Annotated in this window: 22 protein-coding genes; 2 read left to right on the top strand and 20 right to left on the bottom strand. The window is 41.8% G+C overall.

Going from position 1 to position 25,083, the window contains the following annotated elements:
* Positions 1-17: 17 nt before the first annotated feature.
* Complete coding sequence (nasC, locus tag DFO73_RS17550; RefSeq protein WP_110066010.1) at positions 18-2,159, bottom strand: assimilatory nitrate reductase catalytic subunit NasC; 2,142 nt, start codon at positions 2,157-2,159, stop codon at positions 18-20.
* 47 nt (positions 2,160-2,206) lie between these two features.
* Positions 2,207-4,558 carry a nitrite reductase large subunit NirB gene (gene nirB, locus DFO73_RS17545; protein WP_110066009.1) on the bottom strand — a complete coding sequence of 784 codons (2,352 nt, stop codon included), beginning with the start codon at positions 4,556-4,558 and terminating at the stop codon, positions 2,207-2,209.
* A gap of 326 nt (positions 4,559-4,884) precedes the next feature.
* On the opposite strand from nirB, the gene DFO73_RS17540 reads away from it, so the two are divergent.
* Positions 4,885-6,396: a NarK family nitrate/nitrite MFS transporter gene (locus DFO73_RS17540; RefSeq protein ID WP_110066008.1), complete on the top strand. Its 1,512-nt coding sequence runs from the start codon at positions 4,885-4,887 to the stop codon at positions 6,394-6,396.
* A gap of 66 nt (positions 6,397-6,462) precedes the next feature.
* Here the strand turns inward: DFO73_RS17540 and DFO73_RS17535 are convergent, their stop codons facing one another.
* Complete coding sequence (locus tag DFO73_RS17535) at positions 6,463-8,463, bottom strand: LTA synthase family protein (protein WP_110066007.1); 2,001 nt, start codon at positions 8,461-8,463, stop codon at positions 6,463-6,465.
* A gap of 459 nt (positions 8,464-8,922) precedes the next feature.
* Here DFO73_RS17535 and DFO73_RS17530 point away from each other — a divergent pair, with 459 nt between their 5' ends.
* Positions 8,923-9,144 (top strand): serine hydrolase, encoded by a 222-nt coding sequence (locus DFO73_RS17530; protein ID WP_110066006.1) that lies wholly within the window; start codon positions 8,923-8,925, stop codon positions 9,142-9,144.
* Between the two features lie 238 nt (positions 9,145-9,382).
* Here DFO73_RS17530 and DFO73_RS17525 read toward each other — a convergent pair whose 3' ends face one another.
* The 17 genes from DFO73_RS17525 to DFO73_RS17445 form a co-directional block, all read right to left on the bottom strand.
* Positions 9,383-10,303: a type II secretion system F family protein gene (locus DFO73_RS17525; RefSeq protein ID WP_110066005.1), complete on the bottom strand. Its 921-nt coding sequence runs from the start codon at positions 10,301-10,303 to the stop codon at positions 9,383-9,385.
* A gap of 3 nt (positions 10,304-10,306) precedes the next feature.
* Positions 10,307-11,242 (bottom strand): type II secretion system F family protein, encoded by a 936-nt coding sequence (locus DFO73_RS17520; protein WP_181396043.1) that lies wholly within the window; start codon positions 11,240-11,242, stop codon positions 10,307-10,309.
* Between the two features lie 2 nt (positions 11,243-11,244).
* Positions 11,245-12,684 carry a CpaF family protein gene (locus tag DFO73_RS17515; RefSeq protein ID WP_110066004.1) on the bottom strand — a complete coding sequence of 480 codons (1,440 nt, stop codon included), beginning with the start codon at positions 12,682-12,684 and terminating at the stop codon, positions 11,245-11,247.
* Positions 12,626-13,525, bottom strand: coding sequence for an AAA family ATPase (locus DFO73_RS17510; protein WP_181396042.1), 900 nt, complete (start codon positions 13,523-13,525; stop codon positions 12,626-12,628). The genes DFO73_RS17515 and DFO73_RS17510 overlap by 59 nt, the downstream gene beginning before the upstream one ends.
* Positions 13,518-14,459, bottom strand: a complete 942-nt coding sequence (gene cpaB / locus DFO73_RS17505) for a Flp pilus assembly protein CpaB (protein ID WP_110066002.1) — start codon at positions 14,457-14,459, stop codon at positions 13,518-13,520. The genes DFO73_RS17510 and cpaB overlap by 8 nt, the downstream gene beginning before the upstream one ends.
* A 12-nt stretch (positions 14,460-14,471) precedes the next feature.
* Positions 14,472-15,377: a TadE/TadG family type IV pilus assembly protein gene (locus tag DFO73_RS17500; RefSeq protein ID WP_110066001.1), complete on the bottom strand. Its 906-nt coding sequence runs from the start codon at positions 15,375-15,377 to the stop codon at positions 14,472-14,474.
* Between the two features lie 5 nt (positions 15,378-15,382).
* Positions 15,383-15,757: a TadE/TadG family type IV pilus assembly protein gene (locus DFO73_RS17495; RefSeq protein ID WP_110066000.1), complete on the bottom strand. Its 375-nt coding sequence runs from the start codon at positions 15,755-15,757 to the stop codon at positions 15,383-15,385.
* Positions 15,751-16,257, bottom strand: a complete 507-nt coding sequence (locus DFO73_RS17490; RefSeq protein WP_110065999.1) for an A24 family peptidase — start codon at positions 16,255-16,257, stop codon at positions 15,751-15,753. Before DFO73_RS17490 ends, DFO73_RS17495 begins: the two co-directional genes overlap by 7 nt.
* A gap of 97 nt (positions 16,258-16,354) precedes the next feature.
* Complete coding sequence (locus tag DFO73_RS17485) at positions 16,355-16,549, bottom strand: Flp family type IVb pilin (protein ID WP_110065998.1); 195 nt, start codon at positions 16,547-16,549, stop codon at positions 16,355-16,357.
* Positions 16,550-16,585: 36 nt separating this feature from the next.
* Positions 16,586-16,954, bottom strand: a complete 369-nt coding sequence (locus DFO73_RS17480; protein ID WP_110065997.1) for a DUF192 domain-containing protein — start codon at positions 16,952-16,954, stop codon at positions 16,586-16,588.
* Between the two features lie 181 nt (positions 16,955-17,135).
* A complete protein-coding gene (locus DFO73_RS29650) occupies positions 17,136-19,256 on the bottom strand; it encodes a LuxR C-terminal-related transcriptional regulator (RefSeq protein ID WP_309043610.1) in 2,121 nt (706 codons plus the stop codon).
* Complete coding sequence (locus DFO73_RS17470) at positions 19,253-19,510, bottom strand: hypothetical protein (protein ID WP_110065996.1); 258 nt, start codon at positions 19,508-19,510, stop codon at positions 19,253-19,255. The genes DFO73_RS29650 and DFO73_RS17470 overlap by 4 nt, the downstream gene beginning before the upstream one ends.
* Positions 19,511-19,524: 14 nt before the next feature.
* Positions 19,525-20,943, bottom strand: a complete 1,419-nt coding sequence (locus DFO73_RS17465) for an ATPase domain-containing protein (protein ID WP_110065995.1) — start codon at positions 20,941-20,943, stop codon at positions 19,525-19,527.
* 362 nt (positions 20,944-21,305) lie between these two features.
* A complete protein-coding gene (locus DFO73_RS17460; RefSeq protein ID WP_110065994.1) occupies positions 21,306-21,980 on the bottom strand; it encodes a lysozyme family protein in 675 nt (224 codons plus the stop codon).
* A gap of 347 nt (positions 21,981-22,327) precedes the next feature.
* On the bottom strand, positions 22,328-23,221 hold the full coding sequence (locus DFO73_RS17455) for an NAD(P)-dependent oxidoreductase (RefSeq protein WP_258309542.1): 894 nt from the start codon (positions 23,219-23,221) through the stop codon (positions 22,328-22,330).
* A gap of 1 nt (position 23,222) precedes the next feature.
* Complete coding sequence (locus tag DFO73_RS17450; protein ID WP_110065992.1) at positions 23,223-24,005, bottom strand: hydroxypyruvate isomerase family protein; 783 nt, start codon at positions 24,003-24,005, stop codon at positions 23,223-23,225.
* 15 nt (positions 24,006-24,020) lie between these two features.
* Entirely contained in the window at positions 24,021-25,082 is a 1,062-nt protein-coding gene (locus DFO73_RS17445; RefSeq protein ID WP_110065991.1) for a M42 family metallopeptidase, read from the bottom strand.
* Position 25,083 lies beyond the last annotated feature (1 nt).

Raw genomic sequence — 25,083 nt, 5'->3', positions numbered from 1 at the left:
AGTATCTCTTATTAAACTTATAGGTTTCCTAAGTGACTAACGTTCACCGCAGTAACTTTAAAACCTGGCATACGGCAAACAGGATCGAGCTGATCCGAGACCAGGAGATTGACATTTTGGTTTTCAGCCCAATGAAAAGGGACAAAAATGGTATCCTGCCTGATATTTTCTGTCCATTGGCTCCTAACAATAATGCTGCCTCTTTTTGAATTAATCTTAATCAGTGACTTATTCTGAATGCCGAACTTCTTAGCGGTTTCCGGATGAATTTCAGCAAAAGACTCAAAGTTTCTTGCCGCTAGTGATGGGCTTTTTCTTGTCTGAACCCCGGTTAAATAATGGGATATCACTCTTCCTGTAGTAAGGTACAGGGGATATTCCCCATCTGTTGCCTCTTTTGCAATCACAGGTGTATTAGATACAGGTATCATTACAGCTTTACCGTCTTCGTGGGCAAAGGAATGTTCAAAAAGCCTTTCAGTTCCTTTATGGCCAGGATCTGGGCAAGGCCATAGAATTCCTTCCCCCTTTTTAAGACGATCGTAATTGATTCCGTAATAATCAGCAGTACCTTCTCTGCTGGCTTCTCTTAGCTCATTGAATATTTCTTCTGGTCCGGAAAAAGAAAAATACTCTTCCTTCCCCAGCATTCTGGAAATTTCACAAATGATTTGCCAATCATGTTTTACTTCTCCAGGACACGGCTTGCTTGCCGGTCGAAGAAGCACTCTTCCTTCGAGATTCGTCATCGTTCCCTCGTTTTCCAAATAAGAAGTTACCGGCAGGATCAAATCGGCCAGCATTGCTGTTTCTGAAATGAACATATCGGCAGCAACAAGAAAATCAAGTTTTTCCAGGGCTTTTTTCACAAAGTCTGCATTCGGGTTAGAGACGATTGGATTTGAGCCCATTAATAGCATTCCTTTTATCTCTCCATCCACGATTTTATTCATCATTTCATAAGCAGAGACACCTTTGCTAGGCAATTCACTTTCGCGTATATTCCAAACACGTGCGATATAATGGCGATGATCTGGATTTTCAATGGAACGGTAACCGGGGAGCTGATCAGCTTTTAGGCCATGCTCGCGTCCTCCCTGTCCGTTTCCCTGTCCAGTGATTGCCCCATAGCCGCTTCCAGGCTTACCAATCTTCCCTGTTATTAAAAGAATATTTAAAAAATTTCGGATGGTATGGTATCCATCTGTTTGCTGTTCAACGCCTCTTGCTGTAAAAACCATTCCGGATGCTGCTTTCCCAAACATAATAGCTGTTTTCCTAATTTGACTGGCAGGTACCCCAGTCAATTCTTCAACTTCTTCTAACGTAAGGGTGTCTACATAGGCCTTAATTTCTTCAAATCCTTTTGTCCTCGCCTCTATAAACGGAAGATCAATCTCCTTTTCTTCTACCAGGACCTTCAAAATCCCGTTTGCCAAGGCTGCATCGCTGCCCGGCTTCGGTTTTAAATGTAAGTCTGCCATTTTAGTTGTGGCGGTCTCCCGCGGATCAATGGCGACAATAAAAGCGCCGTTCTCCTTCGCTTTCTCAAAATAAGGAAGAAGTGTTGGCTGGCATTCAGCAATATTGGTTCCCGCCAGAATGATACATTCAGCCAGCGGAATATCATTTAATCCATTCGTCATTCCCCGGTCCAGCCCGAAAGCATGAATGGCAGCTGATGCAGCCGAAGACATGCAGAACCGCCCGTTATAATCAATATATTTCGTCCTTAATGCCACTCTCGCAAATTTGCCCAGAAGGTAAGCTGTTTCATTGGTTAAAGAGCCTCCGCCATACACGGACAAAGCATTTAATCCATGCTCAGCTTGAATTTCTTGGAACTTTTCCTTTATAATCCCCATGGCTTTCTCCCATGACACCTGTTCGAATTTTCCGTCCACTTTATGAAGCGGATATTTAAGGCGTTCAGGATGCAGAGCATGCTGATGGGCATTCAACCCTTTTATACATAAACGTCCATGTGATGTAGGATTTGCTTTTCCAAGAACCCGATATTGCTTCCTTGTTACAATAGACTGTTCAATTACCTGTTTTTTGCATTGCATACTGCAGAAAGGACATTGTGTATCATAAACTTTCTCTGATTGAACTTCCTGCTGCTTGGTTCGGAAATATTTTAATAGCAGTTCTGTCATAGCTCATTCCTTTCCGCCTTTCATATGTTCATTTTTTGCTTTACAAACTAAAAAACGGGTAACTTTTGGCGGCAATTATATGAATCTTCTGCAAGGCGCTGGATTAAGAGTTTTCTTAGCTCCACATCAAACACCACTTCCCGCAGGTGTATAAGCCCAATCCTTTCTGTCCATTCCGAAACGCTCTCCAAATATTTGGCGGATTCCCTGAAATATTGAACCAATGTGCAAATCACCTCTTCCGCTTCCTTCTCAGTTGAAGCAATAGCCAGAAGCTCTCCAGCTTTTAATTGGAATCCTGCATTTCCGCCGATATAGATTTCCCAGCACTGTCTAAGTCTGATGACCCCAATATCCTTAACACCAAAGCCTGCCCTGCCATGGATGCAAGAAGCGATTCCAATTTCCAGCCGGTTCGGAGATACTAGATATTCCGTTTTTTTCTGAAGCTGGACAGCCAATTTCTTTGAAGTACCATTTTCACAGCCACAGCCTTTGAAACCGGTAAGCAAGGTGATGCTGACTGAATTATTGTCATGTATAGGGATTAATTTCATGTTTAAGGACTGCCAAATTTTCTGCAAATCTTCCTCTTGGATTCCTTTTAGCATGATTCGTCCGTCATTGCTGATGACTATTTCCGGAATACTGTATTGTTCAGCCACGTCTGCTATTCTTTGCAATTGACTGCTGTTCGTTTCTCCCAAATATATTTGCGGTTTGATTGTATAGGTGCCGTTTGCCTCCCTAACTGCGTTGTGTGTTTCACCAACGAAGACAGATTGGCCATCTCCCTCATAATCGGGAACTGTCATTCGCAGGATATAATGCAAAGCAGGCACACAGATGGGGCAGCCCTTTTCTTTGCGCCAGCCAAGATCTGTAAATATCCCTTCCACACTTTGCAATCCGCGAAGCTGAATCTCCTCTACAACCTCTTCTTCTGATAGATCCGTACACGCACATAATGTTTCAGGTTCGATATCTTCATGGAAACCATCGCTTTTTATATAGTACAGAAGCTCTTCGACCAGCGGCTTGCATCCTCCGCATGTCCCAGAAGCCTTTGTATATTCTGTCACTTCTTCTGCTGTCTTCAGCCCTTTTGTTAGAACAGCTTCTGCAATCGCCTTTTTTGTGACGCCATTACAGTTGCAAACGATACCGGTTTGAGCCATTGAACTTATGCTGTATTCCTTTTTAGAAGAATTCAAAAGAAGCAGCTTTTCCTCATCGGAAAAGTCTTTCTTCTTCTCCATCATGTCCAATAACCTTACATGGTCTTTTATGTCACCCATTAATAAAAATCCAGCCATTTTGTTATGCTTAAAAACAATTTTTTTATACGTTTGTTCATCTTCGTCATATAAAGTCAAAGCTTTTCTATAGCCTTTTTCAAAAAGCTCTCCTGCAGAAAATACTTCCGTTCCGGATATCTTCAGCTTCGAAGATAAAATGGAACCTTTATATTCCTCAGTAAACTTTCCGCAGATATGTTTCGCCAGTACCTTTCCCTGCTCATACAGCGGCTTTACAAGTCCGTAAACCATCCCTCTATGTTCAGCACATTCACCGACAGCATAAATATCAGGGATACTCGTTTGCATAAAATCATTGACCATTATTCCCCGATTCGTTTTTATTCCACAATCTTGCGCAAGCTTAATATTAGGCCTGACACCAGCTGCTATAATCACCAGATCAGCCGGAAGTTCTGTTCCATCTTTAAAAATAACCCTTTCGACACGGCTGCTTCCTTCAAAGGACTGTGTTTCCTTCTCCAATAAGAACTTCATGCCCTGTTTCTCAAGCGATCTTTGCAAAAGATTTGCTGCTTTAGAGTCCAGCTGTTTATTCATGATTCTTGCTGCATTATGCACAACATGGACATCCATTCCTAAATGGATAAGGCCTTGGGCAGCCTCCAATCCCAGCAAGCCTCCCCCAATTACAACGGCATTTTCACCTTTTTTTGATGAATGAATGATTTGCCTGCAATCTTCTATAGTACGGAATGTCATTACTCCTTCTTTGCTGCAGCCAGGGAGCGGCGGGACATAAGGAGTAGAGCCGGTAGCCAATATAAGCTTGTCGTAGGAAACTTTTCGATTTTTATTTGTGGTAATTTTCTTTTTCGCAGTGTTCAACTTCATAACTGTTTCATTTTTGAATAATTCGATTTGATTTTTCACATACCAATCAGATTTATGGATTGTCAGATTTTCAAGGGAAGACTTCCCTTGCAGGATAGAAGACAATAAGATGCGATTGTAATTTAGATGGTTTTCACTTCCGAAAACCGAAATGGAAAACCGGCCGGGATCATAATGGAGGATTTCCTCTATACAGCGAACTCCTGCCATTCCGTTTCCAATAAGAATCAGTTTTTCTTTAGCCATAGTAACCCTCCAGCAACTCGCTTCCCACCTTTCTATATTTTTCTTTTTGTTATGTTAGATCTTATCACATAGATTTTGTAATTAACATAACTTTTTGATTATTTTTATCATGACAAAACTTTTGCCCCATCTTGCAGATTTACTTTTTATGCTACGTTTTTACTTATTTTTTATTGATATGTAAGCGTTTAATCCAGCTGGCACCAATGCATACAGATGAAAACAGGAATTTTTACTTATGTAAGAAAACCTTACATAATAATTACATAAAAATTTAATTTATGCGATGATATTAAAATATTCAGATATTGAGGGAGGAATTTTTAATGAAGGTTGCAGATGTATTCAAATTTAAAGATGATCGAATGAAGGTATTGCACTATACATGGCTCGCGTTTTTTATTTCATTTTTCACGTGGTACAACATGGCTCCTCTAGCTACCACCATGCTGGAGGAAATGAATTGGCTTACTGCACAACATATTGCCGCACTAGGTATTCTGAATGTCGCCTTAACGATTCCAGCCAGAATCATAATTGGGAACCTGCTGGATCGGTATGGCCCCAGACTGGTTTATTCATCTCTATTGATTGTCATGTCCATCCCGGCGTTAATCTTTGCATTTGCAGATAATTGGCTCCAGCTGATGATATCCCGCTTAGTCCTCGGCAGTATAGGCGCAAGCTTTGTCATTGGCATCCGAATGGTTTCTGAGTGGTTTCCCCCAAAAGATGTCGGCTTTGCAGAAGGAATTTATGGGGGCTGGGGAAATTTCGGATCTGCAGCTGCAGCCATGATCCTGCCGGTTATCGGCCTAAACCTTTTCGGAGGCGATGATGGATGGAGATATGCTTTAGCCTTAACAGGACTCATTTGTCTTGTTTATGGGGTATTCTATTTTTGGGCTGTAAAGGATACCCCTGAAGGAAAAGCCCTCGTTAAACCGAAAAGATCAGGGGCAATGGAGGTTAGCACATGGGGAGATATGTTTCGGCTAATCGTATGGTCCATTCCGCTTGGAGGTGCTCTAGCCGTCAGTGCCTGGAGAATTGAAAATCTGGGCTTTATTTCGGAGAGCGCTTTAAATATTGTCTGGAGCCTGATTGGACTGGCTTTTATTATACAGGTTTATAAGATATTGGAAGTGAATATTCCTATATTAAAAGCTGGAGTTCCTGAGGAAGATCAATATAAGTTTAAAAACGTGGCTGCGTTGAACAGTACATACTTTGCGAATTTCGGAGCAGAGCTTGCGATTGTATCAATGCTGCCCATGTTCTTTCAGCTGACATTCTCCCTGACACCCTCGACAGCCGGATTGATCGCAGCTTCTTTCGCTTTTATTAATCTTATTGCCCGTCCGCTTGGCGGGATGCTCTCAGATCGGATGGGAAACAGAAAGAGAGTCATGCTAGTTTATATGCTTGGTATATCGGCCGGCCTCTTGGGTATGGGGTTTATCGATTCCAGTTGGCCATTATTCGCTGCTGTTATGATGACCATTCTGACTTCCATGTTCATACAAGGAGCTGAAGGGGCAACCTTCGCCGTCATTCCCATGATAAAAAAACGGATAACAGGGCAAATAGCCGGAATGGCAGGAGCTTATGGAAATGTCGGCGCAACGATCTATTTAACCCTGTATACTTTCGTTTCACCACAGACTTTCTTTTTTATCCTGGCAGCCGGGGCGCTGATCAGCTTTGCCATTTGCTTTTTCTGGCTGGAAGAACCAAAAAACTCCTTCAGCTCGGAATATTATTTATCTGAACAGGATCGTCAAACCAACGAATCCCCACGTGTTAAAGAAAGCATAAGGGAACGCAAGGCACTATAAGACCAACATCCCTAATCCCAAAACAGCAAAAAGGCTGCCTGGATTTACCCAGGCAGCCTTCTTTATTTATTCATTAGATGGTTCTTCTACTGTTTTTTCATTTTCCATTTCAGAATTTGCACCTTCAGAATCTTCCGGTTTATAGTCATATTCCGAACGGTCTACAGGTTCAAAATTCTCAGGTTTGTAGAAACGCAGAAGGTCGCCATTTACTACTTTATCGGAAAGCGCCAGTTTTTGTTCTGCACTATCCTGAAGCTTTTCCGCCTCTTCAAAACGTTCTTCTTCAAGCAGTTCACCAGTTGTTGAATCATAGAACTTGCCGTCAACAGAAGAAATTGTTGGGCTCATAAAGTCTCCGTTTCTGAATGGTACAAGATCATCGTGCTGTTCTGATAATAAATCTGTTCCAAACTGCAGATAATCTTTAGTATCGATACCCAGCAAGTGCATTAGGGTTGGCATTAAATCAATCTGTCCGCCAAATTCATGGTTTACTCCGCCTTCCATGCCAGGTACACGAATAAATAATGGAACACGCTGAAGTCCAGCACTATCAAACGGTGTAATCTCTTTGCCGAGTACTTCTTCCATTGCTTTGTTATGGTTTTTGGAAATGCCATAATGGTCACCGTACATTACGATAATGGAGTTGTCGTACAGGCCGGATGCTTTAAGCTGCTCAAAGAACTCTTTAAGTGCTTCGTCAGCATAACGGGCTGTCTGGAAGTAGTTATCCACCGATTTATCGCCAGTTGTATGTGGCTCAATCGTCGCCTTCTCCTGATCCATATGGTACGGATAGTGATGCGATACAGTAATAAATTTTGAGTAAAATGGCTGTGGAAGTGATTCCAAATATGGCATGGATTGTTCAAAGAAAGGTTTATCCATTAATCCATAGTCAGCCATGTCTTCAGGCTTTAGATCATAGAAGTTGGCATCATAAAACTTGTCATAGCCAAATGATTTATAGATCTCATTACGATTCCAGAAGCTTCCCGAGTTGCCATGGAATACTGCAGACGTATAGCCTTTATCCTTCAAGATAGCTGGAGCAGCATGATAAGTGTTCATGCCTTTTGTAGTAAAAGCTGAACCCTGCGGCAATCCGTATAGGGAATTTTCCAGAATAAACTCTGCATCTGCTGTTTTACCTTGCGCAGTCTGATGGAAGAAATTATCAAAATACATGGTATTTTCTTCTCTTGTTAATGAATTTAAGAATGGAGTTACTTCTTCTCCATGCAACTCGTAATTCATTAGGAAAGTCTGAATGGATTCAAGATGCAGATAAATCACATTCATGCCCTCTGCTTTGCCGAAATACTTCGGATTGGGTTCTGCGTAATTAGACTTTGTAAAGTTAATCACTTCTGTTGTATCACTGCTATCCGCCATAACCCTTTGAGCGGATGCTTTCGTACTTTGTACAGCATCATAAATTGTATAATTGTACATTCCTAAATATTTTACGATATAGTTTCGGTCAAATCCCCTTGTTAAAAGCTCCGGGCGGTCCGTTTCTGCTAATCCAAGGTTTGCAAAGGAGACAGCTAATGAAACATAAATTAAAGCAGCTGCTTTGCGGCGGGACATATCTTTTTTCTCGACTTTCACGGCTTTAAAAACAAGCAAGCCGATAAGAACAAGAACATCAACAAAGAAAAGGATGTCATAAGGCTTTAACAAAGAACTTATACTGCTGCTTACATCGCCAAAGTTTTGTGTCTGAGTCAAAGTCGGCAGCGTTATAAAGTCATTAAAGAAACGGTAGTACACCACATTCGCAAATAACAGGAAGGATAAAAGGAAATAAATAGCCATTAAGGCAATGTATTTTTTCCTTCCCTTAAAGAAAAATGCAAGTCCTAAAAATAGCAGTGAAGACCCAAGCGGATTAATAAATAAAAGGATCTGCTGCAAAGTACTTTCAATACCTAAATTAAATTGTGTCATTTGAGTTATATACGTTTTCATCCAAAGCAGAAATACTGCCAAAAAGAAAAAGCCAATATATTTATTAAAAATACCATGACTCTTTTGAAGTAAAGTATTCAAAATCATACACCTACCTTCTAGCACATTATTCTAACATAATTCACTATCCATTATAAAATCATATGTTGGCAATCAATCTAGTATTTATCATAACTGTTAAATATTAATAAACTATGAACAAACAAAGAAATTAAATAAAATTGATGCGCAAGAATATAACTATACTCTGTTTTTGCAAAAAGTCAAGCATGTCCGGATAAAACAGCTATTCCAGCCTATAAGAACAGTACTTTAGGCTCTGAAACCGCAGTGTTTTTTAACTGATCTTACTATAAAACAATAGAATCGTCTAATTACTAATCAGAAAATAAACTCACGTATATATAGACGAATGAAAAGCTATTTGGTTTCATTTTTTATGTAAAAACTTATTAAAATATAATTATTGAAGAAAGGAGAAAAACAGACAACAGCCAATTTATATGATAGACAATAAAAAAATATACCTAAAGGCGGAAATTTAACATGGCGGTAAAACAAAATTTACACCACTATATGGACAGCCTGGCTGCCAATAATCATTTTAACGGTGCAGTTCTCGTTGCCTATAAAGGCGAAGTCATGCTAAAGCTGACAGCCATAATCGAAAAAACTTCAGGCCTGTCCTATGAACAATTCCTCCAGGAGCATATTCTTAAACCTCTTCAGTTAAAAAATACGGGGAAGATAACAACCGAACGGTGGTAAAACACCTAAGGGCATATGGTGCGTTATATATATAAATGTGAGCTTAAGCCAGTTCAAATTGCAATGGAGAAAGCGGATTTTGTAAATAAGGATTTTACTTTTGATTTAACCGGCAATACATTGTTTTTTTGGATGCATACAAACAGAAGCACCTTTTTAAAAAGCTCTAATTAATGAAAAAACGCCAATTCAGGCGCTTTTTGGATTTCTTCAGGCTGATATATTCTGTTTCTTGAATTTAAAAAGACTCCATAAACTGCAGAATGGCAGGTCCCAATAAGATTATGAACAAGGTCGGGAAAATAAATAGAACTAGAGGGAACAGCATTTTTATCGGTGCCTTCATTGCGGCTTCCTCTGCTCTGTTCTTTCTTTTTTCCCTTATTTCCTCAGTCTGCACCCGCAGAACTGAAACCATCCCAATCCCCAGCTTTTCTGCTTGTACAATACAATAGATTAAGTTTTTCAATTCATCTATCTGCAGGCGTTCCTGTATTCCACCGAGCGCTTCTTTTCTGGTTTTGCCAATTCTGATTTCTTCCAATGCAAAAGTAAACTCATCAGATAGGACGCCACTTTTCTTGGAAACAACCTTGCTCAGGGCGGCATCGAACCCAAGCCCTGCTTCAAGACTGATCGTCAGTAAGTCAAGTGTATCTGGAATCTCCTTTAACGCCTCCTTATTTCTTTTTTGCATTTTTGATTTTAGAAACATGGATGGAGCTATGAATCCCACAATAAAAAATGGCATGGAAAAAAGGAGCTTTAGATGATTTTCAAGGTTCAGCAAATAGGCAAAGCCAAAGCCTAAGATCGGCATAAACGCTAGAATAGAGGTCTGGATAATCTTAAATTCAATCGCACTCCATCCAAAAGGATATCCCGCCTGTGCCAGCCTAAGCTCAAGCTGGTTTGTTTTTTCTTTATCCAGGCTTTTTTGAAACTTTATCTTGAGATTTTTCCATAGTGGCATTAAAACCCGTTCTGAAAATGACTCCTGAATTTCCGCTTCATTCTCTTCCAAAAGTACTTGAGCATTTTTTTCAAAGAAGAACTGGATCCGTTTCTCCATATGAATCTTCTTGGAAGATTGGATGGCCAGCATGGCATAAAAAAACATACTCAAAGAAATAAAAATGCTTATATACATGATAGACATGCCTCACACCTCAATTGTGGTAATTTTCCTTATAAAGAGAAACCCGATCACCTGGCCGGCTACGGCTGCAATTAGCATGGCCTGTCCAATGGGATTGCTGAAAAGAGTGCCTATATAGTCAGGATTCATGAAGTAAATAACTATTCCTAAACCGATCGGCAGAAAACTAATAATTATGCCCGAAAGCCTTCCCTGTGCTGTGAGTGTCTTGATCTGGTTTTCCAGTTTATTTCGTTCCCTGTTTGTGTCCACGATCTTTTCAAGCAGATAGGCAAGATTGCCGCCAACCTGCCTTTGAATTAAGATGGCCTCCACCAGCAAGCTTAAATCTTCACTTGGCATTCGTTCTTTCCATTGTATTAAGCTATCCTCCATTGATGTTCCATATTGAAGGGATTTAAGCACATACTGGACTTCTTCTTTGATTGGCGAGCCGGATTCCTCTGCCACCATTTGCATAGATTGAAGGAAGCTAAAGCCGGCCTTAAGTGAACCTATGATGGAATTAAGCATTCCCGGCAGGAGAGCGTTAAACTGTTTGATGCGCTTTCTTTGCTTTTGCTTAAGCCATAGCCTAGGAAGGAAGAAACCAATTACTGCGCCTGCGGCCAATAAAAAAAGTTCATTGGCTAAAATATAGAGGATCCCTCCGCTGATGATAACAGAAAACCATTGAAATACTTTGAGCTCTTCCGCTTTCATCGGGACACCGGCCAGGCTGAGCTGCGCTTCCAGCCGGTCAGCCTGCCTGCTGTTCTTTTTCTTTTTAACAAGCAGCGCTTTTAATGTGAGGTTTCCTTTTTTCAGCAACTGCTTAATGGTTATAGATTCCAGCTTGGTGTTTTCTGCCCAATTGTTTTTAGAGGACCGAATGGAACTTAAAGAATAAAGAAAAAGGAAAGTAGTCGTAAAAAGACACAAAAACAAAACCACTGCCATCCTTACTCCACCCTTTCCTGAAAAATGGAAGGCGGAAGATAAATCCCTTCCTGCTCCATCTGCTCATAAAACTTTGGCCGTACACCTGTAGGAACCAGCTTGCCTATGATTTTTCCATCTTCCCCAACTCCATATTGCTCAAAAACAAAAATATCCTGAAGTACAATGACATCTCCCTCCAAGCCCTGTACTTCCGTTATGTTTGTAATTCTTCGCGAGCCGTCCTTGAGCCTTGATTGCTGGATGATGAGATCAAGTGCCCCGGCAATCTGGCTCCTGATTGCTTTGATTGGCAGCTCCATTCCTGCCATCAGCACCATTGTTTCCAAACGGGACAGCATATCGCGCGGGCTATTCGCATGTCCGGTTGCAAGGGAGCCGTCATGCCCTGTATTCATGGCCTGCAGCATATCCAGGGCTTCCCCGCTTCGCACCTCACCAATAACAATACGGTCAGGCCTCATCCTAAGCGAGTTCCTGACAAGATCCCGGATGGTAATCGCACCATTGCCTTCAATATTGGGAGGACGGGTTTCAAGCGTGACCACATGCTCCTGCCCCAATTGGAGCTCTGCTGCATCCTCGATTGTGACGATACGGTCATCATTTGATATAAACGAGGATAATACATTTAATGTTGTCGTTTTGCCTGATCCGGTTCCCCCGCTTACAAAGATGTTCAGCTTTGCTTTTACACAAGCTTCTATAAAGTCGGCCATTTCGGCTGTTAATGTTCCAAAGCGGATTAAATCATGGATTGTAAAAGGATCCTTCGAAAATTTCCTGATAGTAATCGTCGGGCCGTTCAGTGCGAGCGGCGGAATTATGGCATTTACCCTTGAACCATCCTTGAGGCGCGCATCCACCATTGGACTGCTCTCATCGATTCTCCGTCCCAGGGGTGCCACGATTTTTTCCAATACGGCCATCACATGATCGTTGTCCCGAAAGGTTATATCTGTCAGCTGCAAACGGCCGCCCCGCTCCGCATATACCTGATCGGGACCGTTTACCATAACCTCGGAGACATCTTCATCAAGGAGCAATGGGTTAATGGGGCCATACCCCGTTAAATCATTCGTCAATTCTTCCTTCAGCTTTTCAATATCGAGTGAAGCCTTCATTGCCTCATTTTCCTGGAGAATTTCTGAAATAATCGAGTCGAGATCCCCGGCAATTTCTTCTACATCCTCTTCTTTGCGTTCTTTTAGAATATATTTGAAAGCAAGATCCTTCATCTGCTGGTATTCATTTTTAGGTGCTGACGCTTTTTTCTTTTCAATGTTAGTCGTCTTTTTAGGCTTTTTCTCCGGCTTCACAGGCAGATCTGCAGAAGATTCAGGACCTTTTGCATCAGCGCTCCGCTTAGAATGAAGCGGTTCTTCATTGGTTTTTTTGAATTCCTTCTGATTCTTCGATTGAATTCTTTCCAATAAGCTCATCTACTCTTCCCCTTACACCTGTTATTTTCTTTTGAAACAGCCTTATGAAATTGGAATCTGCGGACTGTTTTTCCTGAGGATAAAGCCGTTCAGCCAGACCTTCGATTCCTTTTGAAAAACGAAGCTTTGGATGACTGAGCACGATTGGCTCCCCTAAATCGAGAGAGCTTGCTAACTGTGTCTTTTCTAACGGCAAAAAATAGAATGGCTCCACTCCTACAAGCTTTGGAATCATGCTATCTTTAATGGCATTTGAACCGGCTTTTTGATTGACTAACAGCCTTACCTTGTCCTTTAATTCAAGAGCCTCCAGTGTTTCAGCCATCAGCTTTGTATTTTTAAGCGATCCTATTCCGGGAGTTGTCATCAGGAGGATGATGTCTGCCATCTCCATTAGCTGAATGTTCCTGTCGTTTAACCCTGCCTGTGTTTCAGCCAAAAGCACCTGAGTTTCCGAAAGAAGCGCGCTGACTGTTGCTTCAAGGACATCTGATGTAATCATGTCTGCATATTCCGGCCGGTCCGGTGCAGCCAATACCCTGATTCCTGTGGAATGTAGAATGGAGTAATTCCGGGCATTCCTCCTATCCTGTTTTTCTGCTATCTCTTTAATGGTCACAGCAGGCTCAAGATTAAGGGCCATTGCAATATCGCCAAACTGCCAATCAGCATCGAGTATATCTACCTTAACCTTTCTTTTTGCAAGCATCGCAGCCAAATTGACCGTTACCGCTGTTCTCCCTGTGCCGCCTGAAGCACTGCAAATAACAATCATTTTCCCCCGTGCATTTTCATTTATAAACGATTCAGCCAACTTAACCGCTCCTTTCTCTCTATTCACCCTCCTGCTTGACGATTCTGCTGCTGATCCAGCCCTGTTTTTTATCAGGAGTTTCAATAAAAAGCCATAGTCTGCCTTCTTCATCCGTCTCTTGTTTTTCAAGGAATTTCAGCTTGGTATCCTGGTCAACGATCGATGTGATATAGCCATTGAGATGAGGCTTTTTGCGAATAATGGAACGTTTTGATAGCGTAACTAATTGGATATCAGGCTCAGGATTTACCTGTTCCTCCTGTTCCCCTGTCTCAGCTTCTTCCTTTGATGAAAGCTGGCTGTTCAGTACTAAATGCAGATTTCCGCGTTCGCTTGAATTAATGATTTTTACGCTATCCTCCTGCTTCAGCTCAAGGGTTACAGCCAAATACTCCGGTTCGCTCCCTGTACCGGCTTCAGTATTTTGCTTTTCTGTGAGTCTTTTTCCTACAGACAGAACTCGGACTTTTTCCAGTATCAGTTCAGTTTTTATGCCAGAATCACCTGAAGGAGTTTCTTCGCTGAGCACCACATCCACCAAATCCTCAGGCTCAATTTGATTGGAGACAGATTTGACAAAGTCCGTGCTGATGGATACCGCACGATAGCCTTCACTTATTTTTCTTGAAATGACTTTTTCCTCTTCCTTCGCTTCATAGACCCTGTGAAGCATGATTATCTCGCCTTGCTTGATATCTGCAGAAGCATACTTGCCTATAATCGATTCGGGATCGCGGACAGCGTCAGGATGAATCTGATCCTCTGGAAATTCAGCTGCTGAAAGGTTTTCTTTCGTCATTTTCTCGTTCTTGCTGATATCCATGCCGGCTGTAACCACTGTCGCCATAGGAACAGTCGCATCTGCTGGTGCTGTACTTTCCCTATTAATAAATAAATAGAAAAGGAGGGTTGTCATTAGGCCAGAAACAATCGCCAGAAACAATAATTTTTTCGTTTTCATCTGTCCATCCCCCTATTCTGTCAGCCGCACCGCATAAGCTCCCCGGTCAAGAGGCATACCTGCCTCAGCGGTTCCGGCGCCTGTCCGTTTTATAAAAATGCCTTTAATCGAATCATCGCTGCTTCCCATGCGGTCCGTGACATAAAAATAAGCAAATCCTGTTATTTTAATGCTTTTCAGCTGATTCGTTGCCACTTCATATGGCTTATAAACGATAACCAGCATCACTCTGGGACAATCCCTGATCAAATAGTCGCCAGAAGGGCATGCGTCAATCCGGTAATTAATAGCAGAGCGTGTTTCGCCAGCAATATTCCCTGTCTGTGTATTGATGATATCCCCGACCTTTAGAGGCTGGTCAAACCCATATGTCAGGCTTTCTCCGTATAGCTTTGCACCAGGTCCCTGAAGAGCAAGAACCCCAAAATTACCAGATGCCGAATCCCCTGAATCTACCTTAAGCTGATATGCCTGGCCATATTGAAGAGCAACCGATTCATCAATTCCTAATGGAACAGCCCCCTTTGCCGCACCCATTGGAGCTAATGCTGCCTTTGCATCTGCCTTCACAGGCAGGCTATCCACCCCGAACAGCGTGGCAAAGAAAAGGGGGACATTTTTTTCAAGAGCTACATACAGCTTGCTGTTATTTTCAATACTGGACTGCTGAAGGCTGTTTTCTTCCCCATGTGAGGCAAGGATATGGCTAACCACCTCATGGACCGCGATTTTACTATTCGGTATTTCCTGTGCGCCTGATAATGCGGAAGCATTTGCAGTCTTTTGGAGACGGCTTTTCTGCATGTATAAATGTCCGCCATCTATAACAAGGCCCGTCATCGCAATCAAGGCTGCCAAACCAACTGCAAACAAAACGAGTATGCTGCCGTCCTCTTTTCCAGAAAATTTCTTTATCATCCTGGTCATTCCACCCGTATCGTTGAACTTGATTGAATGGTGTACGGGACAGCCATGCTTCCCAACGCATCCAAAAGAGTTTCCGGATATGAAATATCGACGGTTACATAGGTTCCCGATTTTCTTGTGCCTGTAGGAGAAATATTTACTGTAAGCAAGGAGGAATCTCCCTGTGTAAACTGATTTTTGGCATATGCCCGAATTTCTTCATCCGTTTTTCCAAGGCCGCCTAGTCTTACTGACTCCTGTGAGACAAGCTCAAGCTGTATCTGGGTATATAGGATTCTCCCAAAATCAATCACACCTACTAATAATAGAAGAAACAAGGGCAGAATGAGCGCAAACTCTACCAATGACTGGCCATCTTCTTTTCTTACCATAGGCCAGGCATCCTTTCGATCAGCAGAGAAAGGGCAGTACCGGCGGCAATTGCCACTCCATAAGGATATGTGGCTGTAAGCGATCCCCTTGATATGATTGCCTTATTACGTACACCATTTAGAAGATTATAAAAAAAGTAAATCAGTGACTTCAGCACGCCGCTTCGGAAAAGAACAATACCCAGTGCAATGATTCCCCCGATAACGGCTATATATAAGAATGATTGGAAAACAAATGCTCCGCCCTTTAAGGCGCCAATCAAGGCAAGAAGTTTCACGTCTCCTGCCCCCATGCCTCCCATCAAGTAAGGAATTAAAAGGAGTCCAAGCCCGATCAAAAAGCCAAGGAAAGAATGGAATAAGGCATCCCAGCCGCCGTTGGCCAGATGATAGAAGAATCCTGCCAAAAGGGCTGGATAGATTACTTTGTTGTAGATTTTTCTGCTCTTTACATCGGTAATGACACATATTAATAGGATAATTAATAGGAAGATATCCATCTGAAGGCCATCCTTTCATTGGGTTTTTGAGTGGTTTTCTTGTAAAAGGGACCCTAAAATCAGGGCCCCTTCCAAAAAGAAATCTGTATATTTCATTTTATGGAGTAGTAGTTGTAGTTGATGACCCTCCAGATAAAGCACCCTTGACTTTAGTAAACATAGCATCTACCTCTTTACCTAAAAAGCCTAATCCAACAATCGCAACTATCGCAATCAACCCAAGAATCAAGCCATACTCAGTCATCCCTTGTCCTTCTTCTTCCATAAATAATCCTTTAATTTTGTTTAACATGTAAACTCTCTCCTTTTATATAATAATATGATTTTATTAATATTGTTCGTTATTCTCCACAAAGGCTACAGCTTGTCCAGCCGCGGTTGAGGTGTGTTTTATTTTTCCGGCGGGCAGCTCGATGACCGATACAGCTTCCGGAAATCTTTTGCCTGCTTTGCCAGGTTCCAGGTTTTCCTCCAGTCCGACAATTTCATTCCGATCATTCAGATATAAAACATCAATGTTATATCTCATGAAGAAGGTATGAATGCTGGGACAAGGTGAAAGGTGGAGAGCAAAGTTTTCAGGCATGCTTTTTGTCAGCATCAAGCCTTTAAATCTTTTCCAAAAGGTATAAGCCGCTATGACTTCCTCCGCGATGACTTGCTTTGTACTGAGGTTCAGCAGATTCGTTATCAGCACCTCCTGCCTTTGTATTGATCACTTACAAGCCTTATTATGCAGGGATTTAAGAAAATAAAATATCCCCCACTTTTCCCTTTCTAAAAAGAGGGTTTAATAAGAATGGTTTCCTATTTTAGGGCTGCTATCCTTCCAGCTTTCCTATATCAATAGGAACAAAAAAACCTCCTATATCAGGAGGTCACGGTTTGGCTGATTTATTATAGGTTAATTGATAGACTTTTGAAATCGCCTGGGTCCGGTCTGGTACATTTAGCTTTTGAAAGATTTTGGTGAGATGATTTTTAACGGTGTGTTCGCTAATGAATAGTTCCTGTGCGATTTCCTTATTATTTAGCCCCTGGATGACCAGTTCTAGAACCTCCTTTTCTCTGTTGGACAGATTCAAGTGATTCTTGATCGTACCTCCTACGGATTGGCTTCTTGTAGTATGGCTGCTTTCTGGTTCAAGGGTCAGCTCCTGCACCATTACCTGTTTCTCCTCCATGAATGAAATGAATTCCTGTCGGATGCTATCGATTTTTGGATTGGATATGACAGTATCGAGGTTTCCTTCATTTTGAGCATAAGAAACGGCTGCCGCAAATACCTGGCTGCCAATACTTGGTTCATCGTCGAATGAAATTTCCTCTGAAAGGAGCCGTTTTCCATCCTTAACGATTCTAGGGAACTCTGTTTCCGGAAACATTTCAGCCAAATACTCAGGTGTAAAACAGTAAAGCAGGCAGGCTGATAAAACGTTCTTAATAAGGGTTTCTGAAAGATCCAGTTTAATAGAGAATTCATCAGCTGCCTTAAAAGCTTCCTTGGCAATCCGATAAGCCTCAGCATCAAATTCTTTAATAGAGGAGTGAAGAGTATCCACCTTAGTGTCCAGGATATTCTCTTGTCCATCCCCTGCCAGCTGTAAGGAGAATCCTGCAATTAAAGATAGTGTATGCAAGAATGGAAGCAGCTCTTCCATCTCTTGTTCAGGATGTCCTCTTGTCCCTGCGCAAATAAGCCCTAAAAGTTCTCCTCTAAAATGAAGCGGGCATTCAATAACTGCTGAAGCTCCTTCTATCTGCTTTATGCTTGGCATCAAACTTTTTGAAATGGACTCGGCTGCTTTTGTGAAGTAATTCCCGGCAGCCATTTTGAGATAGCCTCCTATCTCTCCCTTGATGTCTCCTCTGGAAATCAGCATCATTTTTTGTTTTAGGGGATTTTTTAAAATGACAGTGGAAAATGGTCCTTTCACTAAATTCATGGCAATGTCTACAAGGATATAGGAGATCCTTTTTAAATCCGGTGCAGAGACCAGCATCCCACTTACATCAGCAATTGCCGATAACCTGCGTAGGTGCCCGCTATTTTCTTTTTTCAATAAATCTGTTAAAAGAGCAGCTTCAATCAGCAAAGCCACATTTTTAGCGGACACTTTATCCGTATCCGAAAATTTATCGAATTTCCTGCTCCCTCCAAAAATGAGAGAGAGGGATCCGTCCCTTAATTCAACAGGAAAACAAAACAATGATTTTGGGTAAAAGTGAAGCCGTTCAAAAAAAGTATACTTAGGATCCCTTTCTACCCCCTCCCAAAATGCATACTCTCCGGTAAGAAGCATTCTCCCAAGAAAACTTTCTCCAGGTGAAAAACTGGCTCCCAGAATTCGTTCAGCTTCTTCCCCGGCAGCATGGGAAACTTCATAAAGGTCGTCAAACCGCTGTTCACAAACTCCAAGAAAGTCATATCTGCTGTTCTTTTCGAGGAATCGGCAAAGCAGACGGGATACATCACCTTCCTCCATATTTGCAGCTTCCTGAAGAACCTCCAATTGGCCGGAAAACGATGAATCCCCTTCTTCCATAAGGCGGGATATCATTAAGGCCGCTTTCTTTGCTGAATGGATCCACTCTCTCTTATTTTCCAGTGTAAGGGCTGGCGTCTGGGCTAGTATGCTATCAATATCCCTTTCATTTATCAGGCTATTAATATTGTTTTTAACCTTGTCTATTAACCCTTGCTCAATTTTTACACCACTCCATAAAAGGAGCCCAGAATGCCCGTTTACTGGGGCAATACAGACATAAACACCCGGTAGCATGTCATATAGGAAGGTTTTTGAAAGGTCATACTCTTTTGTTATGGTCTTGATGATTCCTTTCATCCCCCCCTGTTCGAGCAGGAGATTAAAAAGCTCGTTATTCCCCTTCGCTGGTGCTATGATGTCCCCTGACATATTTGTAACCAAATTTGTTAGGCCAGATTGCCCGGCATACAATTCCTGCAATTCTTCCATTAGCTCTAATGATTGAATCATAAGGTTTCCAGCTCACTTGTAAAACTGAATTCAGCTATAACCGCTGGTTCCTTATAACGGAAATACGCCAAGGATCCATCACCTGTTTTTTGGAGAATCCCTTGCATCGTTAGACGTTCTAGGATTGGCTCAAGATCTGACTTTTTTCTTCCAAGCCTTTTTTCCAGTCCCTGTATTGTCTCAAACAAATAAGGATTGGACTGAAACAGCATCAAACATTCCATTTCAAGCGATAAATATTCCCTTTTCGACATGTTCTTTCCCTCCTTTATACCAAACGGATATATGGCTTTTGATCGATGCTTTCCAGCAGATAAGGTTTTGAAATTTGCCCATCCGGAGATTTGGTTACCTGCAAGTACTGATAAGAACCATCCACCCAGGTTTTAAAAACTCCATTTGATGTGCGTTCCAAAAACGAGGCCGCCTGTTCACCGACTTCTTTAAAATTACACAGAACGAGGACCGTCATTCCAAGAGACCTTGCGAATGCTGTTTCTTTTGCAAATGACCTTAAGACATACTCGGCTCCCCGCTCATTAAAAATCGTACTTAAATCATAATAGGCAAACCAATCTTCATGATTTTCCTTGCATTCTTTCATCAAGCCTGTGCACTTCTCCCGCAGAAACCGGTCATAATCCTCATTTTCCATCCCATGAACATGGAAGACTGAACCCTCCCAGCCCGCAGGAAACGGCCGATTATAATGCTCAATAAAATATAATCTCTTTTCTCTTGCTAATTGGTCCAAATCAATGCCATAAAGATCTATAAGTGCTTTCAGCTCGGTTACAGTTTGGGTGCTCGACAGAAGGCTTAAGACACGGTTTCCAGCCTTCACCCGTTCTGCATAAATTGCCCCTACAATATGGCGGTAATTTGCCTTGCTGTTTGTATCCAGCATATATACCGCCCCTTTGGCCATGCCTCCTCCCAGAAGATTGTCCAGCTCCGGAATGCCAGTTTTAATTTTCTGGTCGCTAATATATTTATCTGTTACGATTTGAGACGCCAGCAGGAGGTATATGCCTTTTTCCGTTATTTGATAGATATGCTCTCCTTCATTAATTTTCGTTCCCCTCATCTTTGTTACTTCCAATGTTCTTTTCCGGAAAATATTCATATGCTCTTTCAGTGATAAGCGGATCACACCATCTGCAATAAAATGTTCAAACGGAATCTTCCTTCTATCAAGGCTGGAAAGCTCCTGGATAAACAATGAAGTAAGCCCAAACTTTCTCACAATATTGCGTAACGTATATAAAAGACTTCTTCCATTCTCACCTGTTTTATCTGGTAAATACTCTAATAGGCTAATGCTATCAATCACAATCCGCCTGCAATCAATCTCCCGGACCAGCTGCTCAAATAAACCATCCTTAGATGCCATTTGGTCCAGGAAAATATCAGGAGAAATGCCAATAACCCTTAGCTTATTTTTTCTTTCTAAATCCTTTAAGTCCCAGCCGTAGCTTTTCATATCTTCATAGATTTGATCCGGAAATTCTTCGAATGAAAAAAAGATTCCTGGCTCACCATGATCAACAATTCCCTTGTACAAAAACTGCATCGCTAAAGTTGTTTTCCCTGTACCTGGCGCTCCTTCCAGGACAATGGCAGAACCTTGAGGTATCCCGCCATCCAAAACCTTGTCCAATCCCCGTATTCCCGTTGATACCTTCATGAGATTAACACCCCTTCTCTGTTGTTCGAAAAAATCGCATCAGGAATGAGAAAGAGTTCATCTTATCTTAATCTAACCCTTGCGGACTGCATATCCCCCACCATTCCCATTCTGAATCGATTTTTACTTATGTTACGGATTGCAGCTATGTATTTTCCATGCCATAGAAATAAATTTCCATACTATAACATTTATACCCTCTATACCCAGTTATGTTTTAAACTAAAAGTTTTTGTGAAATCTTTCTAAGTAATTGAGAATATAGTAGGAAACACATTGGTTACAATTTTCACCACAAGTAATTTTTTATTAATAAAGAAAAAGCAAGCTGCCCCCTTCCAAAATAGGAAGGGGGCAGCTTGCTAAATATCCAAAAGATCCTTTGGAATTTTCCCCGAATTGCTTACCGTTAAACTTTCTATATTTTTCGTTACTTTCGTAGTGTAAGTGAAGTCGCCATAACAATATGGGTAGCGGAAGTTATTTTTATCACCGCCGCAGTTATAAACTTGAGGATTTTTTTCTGCCTGCGCAAGTGAGAACTTTTTGGCTATCTCTTCACTATGCTTCCCACCTTGACTGGCTACAAAGTCAATATACCCAATTCCCATATTATAAGCCTGGATTACGGTTGGGAAATCTACATTTTTCTTGTTGCCGTAATTTAAAGCTCTCTTAAAATGTTTTACTCCCTGTTTGATGCTCTGTTCCGGATCCTTGATGGAGTTAGGAGGTAAGCCCGCAGACTCAGAGGCCTGCATCGGGTCTCCGCCCTTCCCTTTACTTTCCTGCTGCATAATGGCCGCCAAAACGAAGGTATATTCTTCGAGATTTACCTCTTCCAATTCCCTTTGAAGAATAGGTGTATATTTTTGTACATCTTCAGCTACTGGATTAGGAAGGAAAGAAATTGCTTTTTCCTCTACCTTCATTTGTAAAAATTGATCGATCAATACAAAGGAAAAAACAATAAGAAATAACAATAAAGCAATATTTGAACTTCTTTTTACCCGTTTTTTACTCTTTTTGCGCTTCATCGCTGCTCTCCCAGTTTTTCTATTATTTCAGATGTTTCTATTATACTAATTTAATAGAATTACAGCAAAATGGGGATTATTTTTATTTACTTCACTAGATTTCAAAGAGCTATTTTTTTACTGATAAAGATTTATCGGTCAGTTTTTTATGTTTATCGGTCAGATTCTTGATATATCGGTCACTTTTCCGATTTATCGGTCAGATTTGAATTATATCGGTCACTTTTTCATTTTATCGGTCACTTCGCTTCATACCAACATTCTACTAATACGAAGGTGGGAATAATAAAAACGGAGACTCTGCGCCTCCGTTAATGTTTTAATGAATTATAATAGATAAGCCCTACTTATTTATTCCTTTTAACAACAACCCTGGCTTGCTCCTCCAGCGGCAGAATGACTGCAGACATATCCAGGTCATCCAGCCCTTTTTCTCCTGCCTTTTTAAATGCTTGTTCAGCCATCTGCCCTGTGAATCGTTCCAGCCCTGCTTCCTGCAAAAGCCTGTTGGCCAGACGGACATCTTTATGGACGTATTTCACTGCTCCGCCAGGCTCGAAATTCCGGTCAAATACGTACTGTTCCATATGCCTCCGCAAAATCCGGCTGTCTCCGTAACTAACCTTTAGAATGTTAAACATCTGTTCGGAATCCAAACCATATGCAGCCCCGGCAACCATTGCCTCTGATGCCGCGAGTGAATGGACAGCAACAAGATACTGGTTAATCAGCTTGGCAATGCTGCCTGAACCTGGCTGGCCGAGATATTCTATCGTTTCACCAAGCACCTCCAGGATCGGTTTAACTTTTTCAAAAGCAGCCTTCTCGCCGCCAACCATGATGGTTAAAGTGCCGTTTTCCGCTCCTTCCGGCCCTCCGCTTACAGGAGAGTCAAGATAGCTGATTCCTTTCGCGTTTGCCTGCCCGAAAATGGTTTTACTCGTATCAGCCCCTACGGATGTCAAATCAATGCAGACCGTTCCAGACCGGGCATTCTCATTAATGCCGTCCGGGCCTGTGTATACCTCAATGACATCTTCAGGCATCGATAAGCATGTACAAATGACATCACATTGGCTGGCAAGGGAACTGATGGATTCAGCATATAAGGCTCCTTGCTCCAAAAGGGGTTTCGCTTTTTCAACAGACCGATTGTAAATATATACTTGAAATTCACGATCCAGGAGACGCTTTGCCATCCGCGAACCCATTACCCCGGTGCCGATAAAGCCAATTTTCATGCTAGGCTCCTCCTTTCTCTGCTGATTTGATCCACTTAAAGCTCTCTTCACTTCTGCCCTGAGGATTATATTCAAGGCCAATTTCACCCTTATAAGATTCATTCAGATACTCGAAGATATCCTTATAATTCATTCTGCCAGTTCCAGGCTCATTCCTCCCTGGATGATCGGCAATCTGCACATGCCCCACGAGATCCTTATATTGTTGATAGATTTTCAGAGGATTACCATGAATTCTCTCAATATGATAGAAATCAAATTGCAGCTTTACATTAGGCAAGCCAATGACATCAATGATTTCCACGGCTTGATCGATGTTATTTAAGAAGTACCCTGGCATATCATAAGGATTGATCGGTTCAATAAGCAAAGTAATGCCATACTTCGCCATCTCTGTTCCGGCATATAAAAGATTATCCATAAAGACTTGCCTTGCTTTTTCCCGATCGCTTTCTGCAACGATTCCAGCCATACAGTGGACCTTGTCAGCATCCAGCGCTTGAGCATAGCGAATGGCTTCATCCACAGACTTTTTGAACTCTGCCGTCCGTTCTGGCATTGCCGCAATTCCCCTGTCTCCTTTTTCCCAATTGCCAGGCGGCAAATTGATCAAAACCATTGATAGCTGATTCCTTTCAAGCTCCATTTTGACTTCTTCTTTTGAAAAAGCATACGGAAACTGGCACTCTACTTTTGAAAAGCCAGATTCGCCCGCTTTTTTAAAACGCTCCAAAAAAGGCACTTCTGTATAAATGGTTGAAAGATTAACGGCAAACTTATTCATCACAACCTCCATTTTTTAAAAAGGAAACTTCTGATCTTCCTCGAGATTTAAGATAAAAGCCTTTACCAAATCCTTAGTGGCTTCAAGATCTGCGTAATCAATTACTTCAACAGGCGAATGGGCATAGCGGGATGGAATGGAAAGAACGCCCGTCGGAATTCCTTTGTTTGCATAAGCGACCGCACCCCCATCTGTGCCGATTCCAGGGAACACTTCAAGCTGATACGGAATGGAATTTTCCTTCGCAGCCTTAACAAGCAAGTCTTTCATCGTTTTATGTACAATCAAACTGAAATCCATCACCTTTATGCCCGTTCCGCGGCCCAGCCCGAGGCTTCCATCCATCGTTTCTTCTGGTGTATCACTGACTGCAGTCGTGTCAATGGCAATGGCTGCATCAGCCTGTAAATGTTCTGCAGCTGTTTTGGCTCCTCTTAGCCCGACTTCCTCCTGGACAGCGAACAGAAAGATCAATTCGCCGGCAAAAGAGGAATCTTTTAATTCATCGAGAGCTTGTACTAAAACAGCGCAGCCTGCCCGGTCATCCAGTGCCTTTGATTGGATTTTCCTTCTTTTTTCAGGGCCAAAGACCTGGAAACCGGTGCCCCAGGTTACGGGGGTTCCAACTTCAATCCCCATTTCTTCTGCTTCTTCTTTTGATGATGCCCCAATATCAATATACATTTGTGAGTGCTTTCTCACTTTATTGGGATCATCAAATTTTACATAATGAGCAGACATTGTACCGATAACCCCGTGCACCTCACCTTCAGTTCCCATTACTTTTACAGGCTGGGCAAGAAGGATGCGGTCATCGTTTCCACCCAATTTTTCAAAACGGAGCAACCCGTTTGCCTCAATCTTTTTTACCATGAAGCCGATTTCATCCATATGGGCAGTTAATAGGATAGCAGGTCCCGGCTTGCTGCCTTTCTTGCGTGCCATTACATTGCCGATTGGATCAATCATGACAGAGTCCGTTTTATCTTCCAGATACTCTTTTAAATAATAAGAAACAGCGTGCTCATACCCGCATGGCCCCGAAAGATTTGTCAGTGTTTTTAATAATTCAATCATT

It is taken from the genome of Cytobacillus oceanisediminis, assembly GCF_003182355.1.
Lineage (GTDB): Bacteria > Bacillota > Bacilli > Bacillales > Cytobacillaceae > Cytobacillus > Cytobacillus oceanisediminis_A.
This window is presented reverse-complemented; position numbering and strand designations above follow the sequence as displayed.